Source organism: Tsuneonella litorea (genome assembly GCF_025154015.1).
In the GTDB taxonomy this organism is placed as follows: domain Bacteria; phylum Pseudomonadota; class Alphaproteobacteria; order Sphingomonadales; family Sphingomonadaceae; genus Tsuneonella; species Tsuneonella litorea.
On record NZ_JAOAMV010000002.1, the window covers coordinates 440,645 to 455,741 of the forward strand.

Here is a 15,097-nt window from a genome sequence, read left to right on the forward strand (position 1 = left end):
GTTCAGCTTCTGCCGGACGACGGCGGCGCGACCGACAGCCGTTTGACCAGTCGGGCGGGGAACCGGGAGTCCTGCGCCGCCTCGTCGGCCGGGGCGACCAGCTTGAGTGCAGCCGCCTTGCCCATCTCGCGGATGGGCCATCCGACCGTGGTCATTGGCGGCCAGATATGCGCGGCGATCGGCGAATCGTCGAAACCGATGATCGACAGATCGCCCGGCACCTCGATGCCGCGTTGACGAGCAGCATGCAGCGCGCCGGCGGCCATCTCGTCGTTGCTGCAGAAGATAGCGGTCGGCCGTCCCGGACGGTCGAGCAACCGACCCGCCGCAGTCAGCCCCGAATCGAAGCGGTAGGTACCTTGCCCGATGGCCTCGGGCGGAATGGAGAGCCCGTGCTTTTTCATCGCCGCCATGAACCCTTCGGCCCGCTCGAATGCGGAACGGAAGCCGTCGGGGCCCTTGATGATACCGATCCGACGGTGACCCGATCCGACCAGATAATCCACCGCGTTCTCGACGACTTCGCGGTCGTTGGAGGCGACCACGTGCTCCTCGTCATCCAGCATTGCCGAGCCCATGCGCACGTACCCGCACCCCATTTCGCGGCACAGTGCGGCGAGATCATCGTTTTCCGAGATCGGCGGCAGGATCAGCACACCGTAGAGGCGCTGCTGCTCGAGGAAGTGGCGGATGTCTTCGAGCATGTGCGGGGAATGACGATCCACCGGCCGCACGACCAAGGCGAACTCGGTCGCCTTGATGGCGTCGAGCACGCCCTCCTGGAAATTCAGCACGGTCTGCGCGTTGGGATTGTCGTGCAGCAGGCCGAGCAGGAAGTTCCGCCGCAGCGCCAGTGCCCGCGCCTGAGGATTGGGTACATAGCCCAGATCCGCGATGACCGCCTCGATCTTCTCGCGCGTGTCCTTCTTGATCAGCGCCGACCGGTTGATGACCCGGCTGACGGTCTTTTTCGACACGCCGGCCGCGCGGGCCACGTCGTTGATCGTTGGTGTTTTGGTCGACTTGGCCATGACGATACCTAGCACTGCTGGCAGGAATGCCGGCATCCTGCAATCTGCCTTTCCGCGAAATCCCGGAGCGATCAGCCCGCCCGGCATCATTCGCGGAATTTCCTTTTTGACACCGGTTTCCTTTTTCGTCAAAATTGCCTTTCCAGCAAGCAGATGGGGATGGACCAGAGTGACAGTTCAAGAGTGCGGAATCGCGCAGGCGTTCGTCGATGCGCGGCGCAAGGGAACGGCACTCGCCCGCTATCCCGGCAACCGTCCGGAGAGTCTCTCGGCCGCCTACGAAATCCAGAATCGCGCGCTTTCGCTATGGGACCGCGCGGTCGGCGGCTGGAAGGTGGGCAAGATTAACCCGCCTGACGACGCGCGCCTTGGCGCCAATCGCCTCGCCGGACCGGTATTCGCGGACCTCATCAGCTGGAGCGGCGACGCGCCGACGCGGTTCGAGATCTTTCGCGAGGGGTTCGCCGCGGTCGAAGCCGAGTTCATGTTGCGGGTGGGGCCGACCGACGGGCCGGTGCCCGCGGACCGAAATGACGCAGTCCGATGGATCGATGAAATCCGCATCGGCATCGAAGTCGCCTCGTCTCCCTATGCGGCGATCAATGCCGATGGACCGTGCGTGACCATTTCTGACCACGGCAATAACGCCGGCCTGCTTTTGGGACCGAAGGTGCCACACGACCTTTGGGCGCACCTCGACCAGATAGAGGTCTCGATGGAAATCGACGGTTCGATCGTGGGCCAGGCAACGACTGCGACGATGCTCGATGGTCCCTTCGGCGCAGCGGTCTTCCTGTTCGAAAACTTGCTGGAGCGTGGGATCACGCCGCAGGCAGGTTGGTGGATCTCCAGCGGGGCGATCACCGGCGTCCACCCAGTCTCCGGCGAGCAGCTCGCTCGCGCGCGTTTCAGTGGAGTGGGGGAGGTATCAGCCTTCATCGACTGAAGGTTCCGCGCTGCACTCGGGCGACCTCCGGCAATCCATAACGTTGCCCAAGGGCTCGCCGAGGAGATTCACGCGAGCAGCGTGCGCATCAAGGCGAGCGAGAACACGATCGAGCTATCAGCTGAAGCGCTCGCCGAAAGGCTCAAGCTCGAGCGGGACAATGGCACTTATGCCGACGTGATCAGCCTCGGTGCAAAGGTCAGGTTAACCCGCACCGGTCGCGCGGTGCGCCTCGTTCACTCGAACGGTCTGGTAGCGACTGCGGGAACCGCGGACCCGGACCTCGTAGCCCTGTTGGTCACCGCCCGGCGTTGGTGGGACCGCCTTGCGACCGGCGAGATCGACATCGCCACGCTCTCGCGCGAGGAAGGGGTCAACGACTCCTGGATGTCGCGTGTGATCCGGATTAACTTCCTCTCGCCGCGGATCATCGACGCGATCCTCGCCGGGACCCAGCCGGTCAACTTCACTGCCCGCTGGCTCAGGCGAAACGACCTGCCGCACGACTGGGACGATCAGTGGGACCTGCTCGTCAGCTGACACTCAAGAGACGAGGAACTAACGGCGCGGCGCTTCGGCGCCGTTGCTTGTTGGTGCTGGCCATCGCCTCGATACGATGGGACCGGGGGCGGCCACCCGACTGGCAACGCGCAGAAGCGCGGGCCAACAAACTCCCGACAATTGCGATTCCGGTCCACCCCAGAGGTCTGCGGAGAATCCGCGCGAGACTGGCCCGAATCAGGCCGAAAATTTGCTCTCCGCGGACCGGTCGGGGACGCAGAATAGCGCGGAACCGCGCGCTTTATCGCGGGCGTAAAATTGTTCTATATCAAGCACTTAGTTCGTGGCGGAGCGGGAGGGATTCGAACCCTCGATACGCTTGTGACGTATACTCACTTTCCAGGCGAGCGCCTTCGACCACTCGGCCACCGCTCCGCATGCACTGGACAGGCCGCGCGCCCTAGCCGCCCCGGCGAAGGCTGACAAGCGCGCGAAGCGCGCCTAGATCGGCCGGGATGACCCGCACCTTCGGACCGCCCCCATCCGCGCAAGAGTTCGAGGCGATCGCCCGCACCGCATTCGCGCGCCTGCCCGCGGAGTTCGCCGCCCACCTCGGCGACGTCGTCCTCGCAGTCGAAGAGTTCGCGGATGCGGACACGCTCGCTGCGATGGGCATCGAGGATCCGTTCGAGCTGACCGGCCTGTTCGAAGGCGTCAGCCTGACCGAGCAGTCGATCGAGGCGAGCGGCCAGATGCCCAATCGTGTACGCCTGTTCCGCCAGCCTATTCTCGACGAATGGATCGCCGACGGCCACGATCTGGAACACCTGATCGCGCACGTCGTAATCCACGAGGTCGGCCATCACTTCGGCCTCAGCGACGACGACATGCACGCGCTCGAGGACATGGCCGACTGAGCCTTGCTTTGCACCGCACGCATGGCACAACCCCGGGCATGAAAAGGCTTTTTGTTTTCGCCGCCGCGCTCGCCGCCACTTCCGCAGCCGCTCAGCCGGACGCATCCGGCGCGCCCTCGCCCGGGGAAATCGTCGCGGCGGCGAGGGCCGACGAGTGGGCCGATATCGCGCCTGACGACCTGCTGGTGATGGACCTTGCACCCGACCGCGACGCCAAGCCGCGCCGCGTGATCATCCAGCTCATCGCGTCGCCCTTCAGCCAGCCCTGGGTGGCAAACATCCGCACGCTGGCAGAGGCGCATTGGTGGGACGGGCTCGCAATCGTGCGCGCGCAGGACAATTATGTCGTCCAGTGGGGCGATCCCGATGCCGAAGACACGGCGAAGGCAAAGCCGCTGCCCGAACGACTGATACCGACCGCTGAGGACGCGTATCTCGTCCGCGTGCCCGACGAGGCCCAGGACGCAGCCGGGCCCGATGCTGCCGTTCGGTTCGCGATTTCGACCCCAAACGAGAACGACTTGTACGCTCCGGTCACCGGTTTTCATGGCGGCTGGCCATTGGGTCTATCGGAACGCAAGGCCTGGCCGGTTCACTGCTACGGCAGCGTCGGCGTGGGCCGCAATCTGTCACCCGACGCGGGGAGCGGCGCCGAGCTTTATGCCGTAATAGGCCACGCGCCGCGCCATCTCGACCGGAACATCGCGGTCGTCGGCCGCGTGATCGAGGGGATCGAGCACCTGGCTACCCTGCCGCGCGGTACCGAGGCGCTTGGCTTCTACCGGACGCCTGAAGAACGCACGTCGATTGCATCGGTGCGGCTGGGCAGAGCGGTGCCCGGGCTGCCGACCTATCAGTATCTTTCGACGGAAAGCGAGAGCTTCGCCCGGTACGCCGACGCACGGGCCAACCGCCGCGATCCATTTTTCATCGTGCCTGCCGGGGGCGCCGACGTGTGCAACATCCCCGTACCGGTCAGGCGGAAAGCGGCCGGCTAGATCTTCTGCATCAGTTCGATGCGGTTGCCGAAGGGGTCGGCCACGTCGCCGCGGAGATATCCGTCGAGCGGTTGTCCTTCGACGAAACTCACGCCGCGGCGTTCGAGGCGGTCTCGCATGGCGGCAAGATCATCTACCAGGAGAGCCGGATGGGCTTTTCGCGCCGGACGGAAATTGCGCTCGGCGCCGAGATGGATATGCGCCGATCCGCCCTCGAACCAGCACCCGCCGCGCGTCGCGAGGTGGGCTGGCTTGGGCACCTCGGCAAGCCCGAGCACGCCCGCATAGAATGCCCGCGCCTGGTCTTCACCTCCCGCCGGCATCGCCAGCTGGACGTGGTCGAGGCCAACGATCACCCCGCCCCCCGCCTAGAGCCGGTCGGCCTGGGCGACCGCGTCGCTCGCGCGCAGGGCGCTGAGGATGCGGGTGAGGTGCGCCAGGTCGCTGACATCAAGCTCGACGTCGTAGGTCGAGAACGGGTGGTCAGCCTGGGTCTGCGCCAGGGTAACGACGTTGGCGTGGTTCTGGGCGAACAGGCCGGCCATTTCGGCAAGCGTGCCAGGCCGGTCGTAGAGCGTTACCCGCAGGCGGCCGACCGCGCCGTGGCTGCGCTTGCCCCAGTTGAGGTCGATCCAGTCGGCATCGATCCCGCTCGCCAGTTCGAGACAATCGATCGTGTGAACCTCGACCGGGGCGTCTGCCTTGCGCAGGCCCACGATGCGGTCGCCGGGGACCGGATGGCAGCAATCCGCGAGGTTGAACCCGACCCCGGGGGTCAGGCCGCGGATCGAGATTGCCTTGCCCTGCCGGGGCACTTCCGCGCCTTCCTCGAGGTCGGCGGTGCTGCCGGGCACGAGCGCCTCCATGACCTTGCGGTCGTCGAGCTTGTTGGCGCCCACCTGGTACATGAGCTCGTCCTCGTCATCGAGTTCGAGCCGCTTGACCGCCTCGCGAATGGCCTTCTTGCCGATCTTTGCGGGCAGGCGCGCGGCGATCTCGTCGAACAGCTTGCGGCCCAGGGACGCGATCTCCTCGCGCTCCTTGAGACGTACCGCGCGGCGGATCGACGCACGCGCCTTGCCGGTCGTGACGAAGCCCAGCCAGCTCATCTGGGGTTCGGCATTCTTGCCCTTGATGATCTCGACCACGTCGCCGTTGTTGAGCACCGTGCGCAGCGGCATGTGCCGGCCGTTGATCTTCGCGCCGACGGTCTGCGCGCCGAGATCGGTGTGAACCGCGAAGGCGAAGTCCACCGGAGTGGCGCCCTTGGGCAGCTGGAACAGCGCGCCCTTCGGCGTGAAGGCGAAGATGCGGTCCTGGTAGATCGCCATGCGCGTATGCTCGAGCAGCTCTTCCGCATCGTGGCTGGCATCGACGATCTCGATGAGGTCGCGCAGCCAGCCCACCTGTCCGTCCGGGCGGTCGCCCTGCTTGTAGGCCCAGTGCGCGGCGAGCCCGAATTCGTTGGTCCGGTGCATCGCGCGGGTGCGGATCTGCACCTCCACGCGCATCGAGTTCTCGTAGATCAGGCTGGTGTGCAGGGATCGATAGCCGTTGGTCTTCGGCGTCGAGATGTAATCCTTGAACTTCCCGGGAATGAACTGCCAGGTTGTGTGCAGGACACCGAGCGCGCGGTAGCAGTCGGCGTCGGTTTCGGCGATCACCCGGAACGCCATGATGTCGGTCACCTGCTCGAAGCTGACGTGGCGCTCGGCCATCTTGCGCCAGATCGAATAGGGGTGCTTCTCACGGCCCGAAACCTCCACCTTGAGGCCGGCTTCGGCCAGCGCCTGCTTGATCGCCAGCGCGATCGCATCGACCTGCCCCCCGTCCGCGCTGCGGATCTGCGCAAGTCGCCCGGTGATGGTGGCATAGGCCTCGGGCTCGATCTGCTCGAACGCGAGCATCTGCATCTCGCGCATGTATTCGTACATCCCCACGCGCTCTGCGAGCGGGGCGTAGATGTCCATCGTCTCGCGGGCGATCCGCTTGCGCTTTTCGCGGCTCTTGATGAAGTGCAGCGTGCGCATGTTGTGCAGCCGGTCGCCGAGCTTCACCAGCAGCACCCGGATGTCCTCGCTCATCGCAAGGAGGAACTTCCGCAGGTTCTCGGCCGCCCGCTCGTTCTCGGGCATGGCCTCGATCTTGGACAGCTTGGTGACGCCGTCGACAAGCCGGGCGACGTCTTCCCCGAACAGGTCCTCGACCTCGCCGATCGTCGCCAGCGTGTCCTCGACGGTGTCGTGGAGCAGCGCGGTGATGATCGTTTCCTGGTCGAGCTTGAGGTCGGTCATCAGCCCGGCCACCTCGACCGGGTGGCTGAAATAGGGGTCGCCGCTCGCGCGCTTCTGCGTGCCGTGCTTCTGCACGGTATAGACGTAGGCGCGGTTGAGCAGCGCCTCGTCGGCATCGGGGTCGTACTCCTTGACCCGCTCTACGAGTTCGTACTGGCGAAGCATTGCGCCGACGATGTGCGTATTGCGGGCCGAACGGCAAGCCTTTTCGCACCTGCAGCGTTGCGTTCCGCGCAACGCGACTTGCCGAGATGCCGATTGAGCCGCGCCGCCGGCCCGTTCATACACTCCGCAGATGCCGGACCTCGACGCCCTGTTGCTCGCGCGGATCCAGTTTGCCTTCACGGTAAGCTTCCACTTCATCTTCCCGTCGTTCTCGATCGGGCTGGCCAGCTATCTCATGGTGCTGGAGGGACTCTGGCTGAAGACCGGCCGGCAACGCTATCTCGACCTGTTTCGCTTCTGGCTGAAGATCTTTGCGGTCGCATTCGTGATGGGCGTCGTGAGCGGCATCGTCATGTCCTACGAATTCGGCACCAACTGGGCGGTGTTCTCGGACCGGGCGGGGCCGGTGATCGGGCCGCTGATGGCCTACGAGGTGCTGACCGCCTTCTTCCTCGAGGCCGGCTTCCTGGGCGTGATGCTGTTCGGGATGAACAGGGTCGGCAAGGGACTGCACTTCGCGGCAACCTGCATGGTCGCGCTGGGGACGTTCATCAGCGCGTTCTGGATCCTTTCGGTCAACAGCTGGATGCAGACCCCCGCGGGCTACGAAATCGCCGCCAACGGCCAGTTCCTGCCCGGGCCGAGCTGGCTGGCAATCATCTTCAACCCCAGCTTTCCCTTCCGGCTGCTCCACACGGTAACCGCCGCCTATCTCACCACTGCTTTCGTTGTCGGCGGCGTCGGCGCGTGGCACCTGCTCAGGAACCGGACCGACAGGCACGCCCGCACGATGTTCTCGATGGCGATGTGGATGGCCGCAATCGTGGCGCCGGTGCAGATCGTTCTCGGCGACATCCACGGCCTCAACACGCTCGAGCACCAGCCGGCCAAGGTCATGGCGATGGAAGGGCATTTCCAAAGCCATCCCGATGGCGCCCCGCTGATCCTGTTCGGGATCCCCGACAGCGAGGCCGGCACGGTCCGCTTCGCCGTCGAGATCCCCAAGGCGTCGAGCCTGATTCTCAAGCACGATCCAGATGCGCCGCTGGCCGGGCTCGACACCGTTCCCCAGCAGGACCGGCCTCCGGTCGGGATCGTCTTCTGGTCGTTCCGGATCATGGTGGGGATCGGCCTTGCCATGCTGGGCATGGGCCTGTGGAGCCTCCTCGCGCGGATGCGCGGCAGGCTCTACGATTCGCCGCTGCTGCACCGCGCGGCGCTGGTCATGAGCCCAGCGGGATTCGTCGCGGTGATCGCCGGCTGGATCACCACCGAAGTCGGCCGCCAGCCATGGACCGTCTATGGTCTGATGCGCACCGCCGAAAGCGCCAGCCCGCTTGCCGCGCCCGCCGTCGCCAGCTCTCTCGCGGCGTTCGTGGTGGTCTATTTCGCCGTGTTCGGGGCCGGCGTCTGGTACATCCTGCGGCTGATGGCCGGCGGCGTGCAGTCCGGTGAAAGCGGACCGGACGCCGGCGTGGCCGGGCCCATCCGGACGGCCGGCATCACGCCCGCTGCACAGGCCACGTCGAGCGGCTCGCCCCGGTCGGAGCAGGAGGTAGCCCCCTGATGGACCTTACCGTCGCCTGGGCGTTCATCATCGCGTTCGCGGTGTTCGCCTACGTCGTGATGGACGGCTTCGACCTGGGCATCGGCATCCTGTTCCCGACTGTCACCGTGGGGCATGGGCGCAACCGGGCGATGAATTCGATCGCTCCGGTATGGGACGGCAACGAGACCTGGCTGGTGCTTGGCGGTGGCGGCCTGCTCGCGGCATTCCCCCTCGCCTATGCCGTGGTCCTGCCCGCGACCTATCCCCTGATCATCGCGATGCTCCTCGGGCTCGTCTTTCGCGGAGTGGCGTTCGAATTCCGCTGGCGCGACGAACGGCACCGCGGGTTCTGGGACCTGGCCTTCTTCGCCGGTTCGCTCGTCGCGGCGATGAGCCAGGGCATGGTGCTCGGCGCATTGATCCAGGGGATCGAGGTGTCGGACCGCGCCTACGCGGGATCGTGGTGGGACTGGCTGACGCCCTATACCCTTCTGACCGGGCTCGGCACGGTGGCGGGTTATGCGCTGCTCGGCTCGACCTGGATGATCTGGAAGCTGTCGGGCGAAGTGCAGGAACACGCCTATCGCCTTGCTACCCGGGCCGCTGTCGCCACGCTGGTGCTGATGGCGCTCGTCAGCGTCTACAACCTCGCCATGCTCGACGCCTATCGGGCGCGCTGGCTCGAAATGCCCAACATCCTGTTCGCGAGCCAGGTGCCGCTACTGACCCTGATCATCGCGGTCGCCCTGTTCCAGTCTCTGCGCAAGCGACGGGAACTGGCGCCTTTCCTGCTCTCCCTTGCCCTGTTCCTGCTGGGAATGGCGGGCCTGGGCATAACGATATGGCCGAACGTCGTGCCCCCAGGGATCACCATCTGGGATGCCGCCGCTCCGGAGCGGAGCCAGGCGTTCATGCTGGTGGGCGTGGCGATCGCGATGCCGCTGATCCTCGCCTACACCGCCTGGGCCTACTGGGTATTCCGCGGCAAGGTCGGAACGGACGGGTACCATTGAGCAAGCGCCAGGACGACCGTGCCCCGCCCCCCCTGTGGCAACGACTGGCGTGGATGGCCGCGATCTGGGCCGCCAGCGTCGGCGTGCTCGGCGCGGTTGCCACGGTGATCCGCGCGTGGCTGGCGAACTGACGGTAGAGCGTCTTGGCACTTCATCGAAGCCGGTCTATGGGAACGTTCACATAAATCAGCACGAGAGGCCGCCCGTGACGCTCAAGACCGCCCTGCCCACCTTGCTCGCCCTCGCCGCCGCCGTTGCGGGGTGCGCGGCCGCGGCTCCCCCGGCGAGCGCCCCGGCCGCGGAGCGCACGCTGCTGTTTTCGGACGAGTTCGACGGGACTGCGCTGGACCGCTCCAAGTGGGTCACGATCGGCCCCGATTTCTGGGTCAACAACGAGCAGCAGGTTTATGTTGACCGGCCAGATGTGCTCGAAGTGCGCGACGGGATGCTCGTGCTGACGCCGCGTTATGCGCCGGGGGTCGACACCAACGCCAGGCGCAACGCCGACTTCATCGCCGGCCGCGTCGAGACGGCCGGCAAATTCAATATGCGCTATGGGCGGGTGGAGGCCCGCATCCGGATGCCCGATGCCGAAGGCGTCTGGCCCGCGTTCTGGATGGTCGGCAACGGCCCGTGGCCCACCACCGGCGAGATCGACGTGATGGAATACGTCGGCGAAAAGGACTGGACCGGCAGCGCGATCCACGGCCCGGGATATTCGGGCGACATGGGCATTTCCAACCGGTTCTATTTCCCCGAGGGCGAGGACGTGACCGGGTGGCACGTCTATGCCGCCGAATGGAAGCCCGACACGATCGAGTTCTTCGTCGACGGGCGCCTTGCGAACCGGGTCACCCGGCCGATGGGCGAACGCTGGGGCAAATGGGTGTTCAACAACCCGGAGCGGATCGTGATCAACTTCGCTCTCGGTGGGGCATATCCCCGCAAGATCAACAACGTGACCGCTCCCTACGAAGGACTGCCGAAAGCGACCGTGGAAAGGATCAAGCGCGGCGAAATCGCGATGCAGGTCGACTGGGTACGGGTCTGGAAGTGAGCGGCGCCGCGCCAGCCGGGTGAGGGGCGCCCCGGTCGCGAATCAGGACCAGACCGCCTCGGGCGGCAGGCTCATCAGGATCGCGTCAATGTTGCCGCCGGTCTTGAGTCCGAACAGCGTTCCCCGATCGTAAACGAGGTTGAACTCGGCATAGCGGCCGCGCCACTCGAGCTGCGTACGCTTGTCCTCGGGCGTGAAAGCGGTCGCCATGCGGCGGCGCACGATCTTGGGAAACACCTCGAGGAACGCCTTCCCGATGTCCTGCGTGAAGGCGAAATTGCGCTCCCAGGCGCCTTCGTCGCCGCATTCCAGGTGGTCGTAGAACACGCCCCCGACGCCGCGATGCACCCCGCGGTGGGGGATGTAGAAATAATCGTCGGCCCACTTCCTGAAACGGTCGTAGTAGGTCGGGTTGTGGGCCGCGCAAGCGGCCCGGAACGCGGCGTGGAATTCGGCCGTGTCCTCGTCGTAGGGGATCGGCGGATTGAGGTCCGCGCCGCCGCCGAACCACGCCTTGCCGGTGGTCAGGAATCGGGTGTTCATGTGCACCGCGGGTACGTGCGGGTTCGCCATGTGGGCGACCAGGCTGATACCGGTCGCCGTAAATCCGGGGTTATCGTCATCGGCCCCGTGAATGGTCGCCGCGAAGCCCGGCGCGAAATGGCCGTGGACGGTCGACACGTTGACCCCGACCTTTTCGAACACCTGCCCCTTCATCACCCCGCGCACGCCGCCGCCCGGGTTGTCGTTGCCCTCCTCCTCGCGGCTCCACGGGGTGTATTCGAACGCGGCGTCGGAACCGGCCTCGCGTTCGATGTCCTCGAATGCGGCGGTGATCCGGTCGCGCAGCGATTCGAACCAGTCCTTGGCGCGGGCGGTGTATGGGGTCCAGTCGGTCATCGCCTCTACCCTTGCCAAGCCGAATCCGCTGGGGCAAGAGCGCGCCATGGTTCCCCTTTCGTTCGCTGGCGAGGAATTTGCCCTCACGCAGGGCCGCGCGCTGTACTGGCCGCGCGAGCGCGCGCTGCTGGTGGCCGACCTGCACCTCGAAAAGGCGAGCTTTTTCGCGCGTCACGGCCAGCTGCTACCCCCCTACGACAGCCGCGAGACGCTCGAGCGGGTGGCGCTCGCCATCCGCGAGACTGGTGCGCGCCGGGTCTACACGCTGGGTGACAATTTTCACGATCCGTCGGGGCCGGCACGGCTCGAACCCTACGCCGCCGGGATGCTCGCCGCGCTGACTCGCGCCACCGACTGGGTGTGGATCACCGGAAACCACGATGTCGGCACGAACGGCGCGGGCACGAGCGAGGCGAGCGTCGGCGGGAGCCTCGCCGACGAACTCGAGATCGCCGGGCTCGTGCTGCGGCACCGGGCGAAGCGCGGCGAAAGCCGACCGGAACTGTCCGGGCATTTCCATCCCCGCCTCCATCTCACGGTCCGCGACCGGCGAATACGGCGTCCTTGCGCGGTGATTAGCAGCGACGACCGGGGATCGGGACGGATGATCCTGCCCGCCTTCGGCGCCCTGACCGGTGGCATGGATGCCGCTGCGCCGGAAATCCTCGAGGCATTGCAGCCGGCGCGCGCGATCGATGCCGTTGTCCCCGCCGGTGGCAAGCTTGCCACATTCGCGTTGTGGCGCGCTGCGGCCTGACCGCCCCCCCTTCCTAAACCGCGCTTTTCTCCCTAAGTAGCGCGCCGTAACCATCGGCAATTCTCAGGAGACTGCCCCATAGCCCGTCCCCCCCGGCGCTCACTGCAACCGCCCGTCAAGAGCGGCCCGCGCTACGATAATCTGATTCAATCCGACAAGGTTCGCGTGATCGACGAGAACGGCGAGAACCTCGGCGTGATGTACACGCGCGAAGCGATCGAACAGGCCGCCGACGTCGGCCTCAACCTGGTCGAGATTTCGCCCAACGCCGACCCGCCGGTTGCCAAGTTCCTCGACGTCGGAAAATACCGGTACGAGGCGCAGAAGAAGGCGAACGCCGCCCGCAAGACGCAGAAGACGCAGGATATCAAAGAGATAAAGATGCGTCCCAACATCGATGATCACGATTACGATGTGAAGATGCGCAGCGTCACCAAGTTCATCGGCGAAGGCGACAAGGTCAAGATGACCCTGCGCTTCCGCGGCCGTGAAATGGCGCACCAGGAACTCGGCATCGAACTTTTGCGCCGCGTGCAGGACGACGTGACCGAGATCGCCAAGGTCGAGGCATTTCCCCGCCTTGAAGGCCGGCAGATGGTGATGGTTCTCGCCCCCAAGTAACAACCACTCGACGATCCTTGCCGGCCGGACCGGCGAGGATCGGAAACGTCGACCGCTGCCCACGAAGTCTTGCGCCGATCCCCCTGCCACCGGTCGGGGCGGCCGACGCCTATTCGATCGAAAAGTCGAGCAACGTGAAGCGCGCGGGCGCGGTCGCATAGACGCCGTGCCCGCGACCGCCGCCGCCGCCGAACGTCATGCTGACCGATTGTGCCTCGGCGAGCGCCTCGGCAAACGCGCGCGGATTGCCGCCAGCGGTGCTCGACAACACGCCAATCCATCGCGGATCGTCGAGACGCGCGGTGAAGGTATGCGTGCCAGGCGTCAGCACCGGCGCTTGCGGGGAATACCAGCGATAGGTCTCGTAACGCCCGCGCGCGCTCCAGTTGTCGCCGGTACGCTGGATCGCGAGACCGAACGTGCCGGACGCACTGCCGTTGGCCGCCACCAGCCTCGTGCCCGGTGCGGCATCGATGCGATAACGCAGACTGATCGACCGCGCCCCTTTGAGCGAGCCGACGGGAAGCGTCACGTAATGGACTTCGCCCTGCCCGCGGAGGGGAAAGGCGAACCACGGGCCGTTGGGTCCCGGCTGCATCGTGGCGGGCATGTTGATCGAATAGTTCTTGCCGCGGATGACCGGTCCGATCTGCCACGCTGATGCTGGAGGCGGCGCTGCGGCGGCAACGGCGGCAAGGCCGGCCGCGCCGAGGGCGATGGGAGCGAGAATCTTTCTCATGACGACGAACTTGGGGGAAAGTCGCTTGCAAGCGACTGAACCGCCCGGTTGCCTGCGCTTCAGGTTCGGCTAGACACGCATCCGGGGGAGATGCGCCACACATGACCGCACGCCGTATCGGGTTCATCGCCGGGCTCGTCCTGTTCACCGTCACCATCGTTTTTCCGCCGCCGGGCGACATGCCGCGCGAGGCGTGGACCGTCGCTGGCCTCGTGCTGTGGATGGCGGCATGGTGGATGACCGAGGCGATCCCGCTCACCGCCACCGCGCTGCTGCCTTTCGTGGTGCTGCCGCTCGCCGGGGTCCTGACCGCGAAGGACACCGCCAGCGCCTATTACGATCCGATCCTGTTCCTGATCCTGGGGGGCGCCTTCGTTGCCCTGGCCATCGAGCGCACCGGGCTGCATCGCAAATTGAGCCTTTCGATACTGCGGACGATCGGCCGGGGCGGCGCGCACGGCGAGATGCGGCTGCTACTGGCGTTCATGACCAGCGCGGCGGCGCTGTCGATGCTCATTTCGAATACTTCGACGGCGCTGATCATGATGCCGATGGCGCTCGCGGTGCTCGCCGGCGGGGGAATCCACGAAGGGGAGCGCGACGGGCTGGCTGGTGCGCTGCCCATCGGGATCGCCTTTGCCGCCAGCATCGGGGGCCTCGGCACGATCGTCGGATCGCCGACCAACGGCATCGCCGTGGCCCTGATCGCCGACCTGACCGGTACCCGCATCAGCTTCGCGGAATGGATGGCCTACGGCCTGCCGGTCGTCATCATCGGCATCCCGCTGGCCGCCGTCATCATCGCGCGGGTCCAGCGCATCGCCGATCATCCCTTCGACGTCGCCGGCGCGCGCGAGGCGATCGACGACCACACCCCGTGGTCTACCCCGCAGAAGCGCCTGCTGCCGATCATCGGCGGGGCATTCGCGCTGTGGGCGACCCAGCTGCTCGTCGCGCCGCTGCTGCCCGCCAATTCGTGGACCGACGGCACTATCGCGATCCTCGCCGGTCTTTCGCTGTTCGTCATACCCGACGGCACCGGGCGCCCCCTGCTCACCTGGCCCGAGGCCGACCGCGCGCCCTGGGGGGTGATCATGATGTTCGGCGGCGGGCTGGCGCTGGCGGCAGGAATGGGAGCGTCGGGCCTTGCCGACTGGCTGGGCCAGGCGCTGTTGCCGCTGGAAGTCTTCCCGCTCGTCATGATCGCACTTGCGGTGGTCGCGCTCGTCATCGTGGTTACCGAGTTCGCCAGCAACGTGGCGACCGCGAGCGCCATCATCCCGGTCGTCGCGAGCCTGTGCGTGGCGCTCGGCGCGGACCCGGTGCTGCTGGCGATGCCCGCGGCGCTGGCCGCAAGCTGGGGATTTATGCTGCCCGCGGGCACCGGTCCCAACGCGATCGCCTGGGCGACGGGGCGCATCCACCTGCCCCGCATGGTCGGGTCAGGCATCCTCCTCGACGTCGCCGGTCCGCTGCTCATCGTCGGGAGTGTCTGGGGCACCGCCACGCTGCTTGGTTACGGTTGAAATCATTTTCTCGCCGCGCTAACCGCGCCGCATACCGGCGAGCCGGCGGAGATGCGTCCTGCGGAGGTTAGGGCGCGAGCGCC

16 protein-coding genes and 1 tRNA gene are annotated in these 15,097 nt (G+C 66.3%); 11 read left to right on the top strand and 6 right to left on the bottom strand.

Annotation, left to right across the window (positions count from 1 at the left end):
- Positions 1 to 2: 2 nt before the first annotated feature.
- Positions 3 to 1,031 carry a LacI family DNA-binding transcriptional regulator gene (locus N0B51_RS05635; RefSeq protein WP_259961273.1) on the bottom strand — a complete coding sequence of 343 codons (1,029 nt, stop codon included), beginning with the start codon at positions 1,029 to 1,031 and terminating at the stop codon, positions 3 to 5.
- Between N0B51_RS05635 and N0B51_RS05640 the strand changes: the two genes are divergently transcribed.
- Positions 949 to 1,977, top strand: coding sequence for a 2-keto-4-pentenoate hydratase (locus N0B51_RS05640; protein ID WP_259961274.1), 1,029 nt, complete (start codon positions 949 to 951; stop codon positions 1,975 to 1,977). The genes N0B51_RS05635 and N0B51_RS05640 overlap by 83 nt on opposite strands.
- Positions 1,978 to 2,058: 81 nt before the next feature.
- On the top strand, positions 2,059 to 2,517 hold the full coding sequence (locus tag N0B51_RS05645) for a hypothetical protein (protein ID WP_259961275.1): 459 nt from the start codon (positions 2,059 to 2,061) through the stop codon (positions 2,515 to 2,517).
- Between the two features lie 305 nt (positions 2,518 to 2,822).
- Here N0B51_RS05645 and N0B51_RS05650 read toward each other — a convergent pair.
- Positions 2,823 to 2,913 (bottom strand) — tRNA-Ser (locus tag N0B51_RS05650).
- Between the two features lie 80 nt (positions 2,914 to 2,993).
- Here N0B51_RS05650 and N0B51_RS05655 point away from each other — a divergent pair.
- Positions 2,994 to 3,395 carry a metallopeptidase family protein gene (locus tag N0B51_RS05655; RefSeq protein WP_259961276.1) on the top strand — a complete coding sequence of 134 codons (402 nt, stop codon included), beginning with the start codon at positions 2,994 to 2,996 and terminating at the stop codon, positions 3,393 to 3,395.
- 38 nt (positions 3,396 to 3,433) lie between these two features.
- On the top strand, positions 3,434 to 4,393 hold the full coding sequence (locus tag N0B51_RS05660) for a peptidylprolyl isomerase (protein WP_259961277.1): 960 nt from the start codon (positions 3,434 to 3,436) through the stop codon (positions 4,391 to 4,393).
- On the opposite strand, the gene N0B51_RS05665 is transcribed toward N0B51_RS05660, so the two are convergent.
- The gene (locus tag N0B51_RS05665) at positions 4,390 to 4,749 is read right to left on the bottom strand and encodes a VOC family protein (RefSeq protein ID WP_259961278.1); all 360 of its coding nucleotides are present in this window, start codon (positions 4,747 to 4,749) and stop codon (positions 4,390 to 4,392) included. The genes N0B51_RS05660 and N0B51_RS05665 overlap by 4 nt on opposite strands.
- 12 nt (positions 4,750 to 4,761) lie before the next feature.
- Positions 4,762 to 6,852, bottom strand: coding sequence for a RelA/SpoT family protein (locus N0B51_RS05670; RefSeq protein WP_259961279.1), 2,091 nt, complete (start codon positions 6,850 to 6,852; stop codon positions 4,762 to 4,764).
- A gap of 130 nt (positions 6,853 to 6,982) precedes the next feature.
- On the opposite strand from N0B51_RS05670, the gene N0B51_RS05675 reads away from it, so the two are divergent.
- The 4 genes from N0B51_RS05675 (at position 6,983) to N0B51_RS05690 (ending at position 10,471) form a co-directional block, all read left to right on the top strand.
- The gene (locus N0B51_RS05675; protein ID WP_259961281.1) at positions 6,983 to 8,419 is read left to right on the top strand and encodes a cytochrome ubiquinol oxidase subunit I; all 1,437 of its coding nucleotides are present in this window, start codon (positions 6,983 to 6,985) and stop codon (positions 8,417 to 8,419) included.
- Complete coding sequence (gene cydB / locus N0B51_RS05680; RefSeq protein ID WP_259961282.1) at positions 8,419 to 9,414, top strand: cytochrome d ubiquinol oxidase subunit II; 996 nt, start codon at positions 8,419 to 8,421, stop codon at positions 9,412 to 9,414. The genes N0B51_RS05675 and cydB overlap by 1 nt, the downstream gene beginning before the upstream one ends.
- Complete coding sequence (locus tag N0B51_RS05685; protein ID WP_259961283.1) at positions 9,411 to 9,545, top strand: DUF2474 domain-containing protein; 135 nt, start codon at positions 9,411 to 9,413, stop codon at positions 9,543 to 9,545. Before cydB ends, N0B51_RS05685 begins: the two co-directional genes overlap by 4 nt.
- A gap of 74 nt (positions 9,546 to 9,619) precedes the next feature.
- Positions 9,620 to 10,471: a glycoside hydrolase family 16 protein gene (locus tag N0B51_RS05690; RefSeq protein ID WP_259961284.1), complete on the top strand. Its 852-nt coding sequence runs from the start codon at positions 9,620 to 9,622 to the stop codon at positions 10,469 to 10,471.
- Positions 10,472 to 10,513: 42 nt separating this feature from the next.
- Here the strand turns inward: N0B51_RS05690 and hemF are convergent, their stop codons facing one another.
- Positions 10,514 to 11,371 carry an oxygen-dependent coproporphyrinogen oxidase gene (gene hemF / locus N0B51_RS05695; protein ID WP_259961285.1) on the bottom strand — a complete coding sequence of 286 codons (858 nt, stop codon included), beginning with the start codon at positions 11,369 to 11,371 and terminating at the stop codon, positions 10,514 to 10,516.
- A gap of 46 nt (positions 11,372 to 11,417) precedes the next feature.
- Here hemF and pdeM point away from each other — a divergent pair, with 46 nt between their 5' ends.
- On the top strand, positions 11,418 to 12,128 hold the full coding sequence (pdeM, locus tag N0B51_RS05700) for a ligase-associated DNA damage response endonuclease PdeM (RefSeq protein ID WP_259961286.1): 711 nt from the start codon (positions 11,418 to 11,420) through the stop codon (positions 12,126 to 12,128).
- 102 nt (positions 12,129 to 12,230) lie between these two features.
- Complete coding sequence (gene infC / locus N0B51_RS05705; protein WP_259961490.1) at positions 12,231 to 12,749, top strand: translation initiation factor IF-3; 519 nt, start codon at positions 12,231 to 12,233, stop codon at positions 12,747 to 12,749.
- Positions 12,750 to 12,858: 109 nt separating this feature from the next.
- On the opposite strand, the gene N0B51_RS05710 is transcribed toward infC, so the two are convergent.
- Entirely contained in the window at positions 12,859 to 13,488 is a 630-nt protein-coding gene (locus tag N0B51_RS05710) for a hypothetical protein (protein ID WP_259961287.1), read from the bottom strand.
- Positions 13,489 to 13,589: 101 nt separating this feature from the next.
- Here N0B51_RS05710 and N0B51_RS05715 point away from each other — a divergent pair, with 101 nt between their 5' ends.
- Positions 13,590 to 15,014, top strand: coding sequence for an SLC13 family permease (locus tag N0B51_RS05715; protein WP_259961288.1), 1,425 nt, complete (start codon positions 13,590 to 13,592; stop codon positions 15,012 to 15,014).
- Positions 15,015 to 15,097: the final 83 nt, after the last annotated feature.

What these genes read in the sequence shown, in the direction of transcription:
- N0B51_RS05715 (WP_259961288.1), top strand. Translation starts at nt 13,590, where the DNA reads ATGACCGCACGCCGTATCGGGTTCATCGCCGGGCTCGTCCTGTTCACC.
- N0B51_RS05710 (WP_259961287.1), bottom strand. Translation starts at nt 13,488, where the DNA reads ATGAGAAAGATTCTCGCTCCCATCGCCCTCGGCGCGGCCGGCCTTGCC.
- N0B51_RS05635 (WP_259961273.1), bottom strand. Translation starts at nt 1,031, where the DNA reads ATGGCCAAGTCGACCAAAACACCAACGATCAACGACGTGGCCCGCGCG.
- N0B51_RS05660 (WP_259961277.1), top strand. Translation starts at nt 3,434, where the DNA reads ATGAAAAGGCTTTTTGTTTTCGCCGCCGCGCTCGCCGCCACTTCCGCA.
- N0B51_RS05670 (WP_259961279.1), bottom strand. Translation starts at nt 6,852, where the DNA reads ATGCTTCGCCAGTACGAACTCGTAGAGCGGGTCAAGGAGTACGACCCC.
- pdeM (WP_259961286.1), top strand. Translation starts at nt 11,418, where the DNA reads ATGGTTCCCCTTTCGTTCGCTGGCGAGGAATTTGCCCTCACGCAGGGC.
- N0B51_RS05655 (WP_259961276.1), top strand. Translation starts at nt 2,994, where the DNA reads ATGACCCGCACCTTCGGACCGCCCCCATCCGCGCAAGAGTTCGAGGCG.
- N0B51_RS05640 (WP_259961274.1), top strand. Translation starts at nt 949, where the DNA reads ATGACCCGGCTGACGGTCTTTTTCGACACGCCGGCCGCGCGGGCCACG.
- cydB (WP_259961282.1), top strand. Translation starts at nt 8,419, where the DNA reads ATGGACCTTACCGTCGCCTGGGCGTTCATCATCGCGTTCGCGGTGTTC.
- hemF (WP_259961285.1), bottom strand. Translation starts at nt 11,371, where the DNA reads ATGACCGACTGGACCCCATACACCGCCCGCGCCAAGGACTGGTTCGAA.
- N0B51_RS05675 (WP_259961281.1), top strand. Translation starts at nt 6,983, where the DNA reads ATGCCGGACCTCGACGCCCTGTTGCTCGCGCGGATCCAGTTTGCCTTC.